The organism is Pseudoalteromonas sp. SG44-1 (assembly GCF_014164315.1).
Taxonomy (GTDB): Bacteria; Pseudomonadota; Gammaproteobacteria; order Enterobacterales; family Alteromonadaceae; genus Pseudoalteromonas; species Pseudoalteromonas rhizosphaerae.
In genome coordinates, this window is sequence record NZ_JACJEW010000273.1 from 1 (window position 1) to 320 (window position 320).

Genomic DNA, 320 nt, shown 5'->3' on the forward strand with positions numbered 1-320 from the left:
ATCACTATACACAAATCAAAACGGTGCGAGTACACATTGATTATCATGTTGAAATAGAGAAACATTATTACAGTGTGCCGTATCAGTGGGTTAAGAAACAATTACGCGCACACATAACCAATCAGCTAGTACAGCTTTATCATGACGATACCTTAATCGCACAGCATCCGCGCTCACATCGTTTAGGTGGGCATACAACACAGCCTCATCATATGCCTCTGGCGCATCAAAAACAGCATGAGCAGTCACCGATAAATTTACGCTCATGGGCATTAAGTATTGGAGAGTATACCCACCAAGTTGTTGAGTTACAGCTCAGT

At 42.2% G+C, this 320-nt stretch carries 1 protein-coding gene; it reads left to right on the plus strand.

Annotated elements, in window-relative coordinates; all coding sequences use genetic code 11:
• Window positions 1–320 (plus strand): Mu transposase domain-containing protein (locus tag H5187_RS25300; RefSeq protein ID WP_409072567.1); only part of this gene is annotated, 320 nt, incomplete at both ends.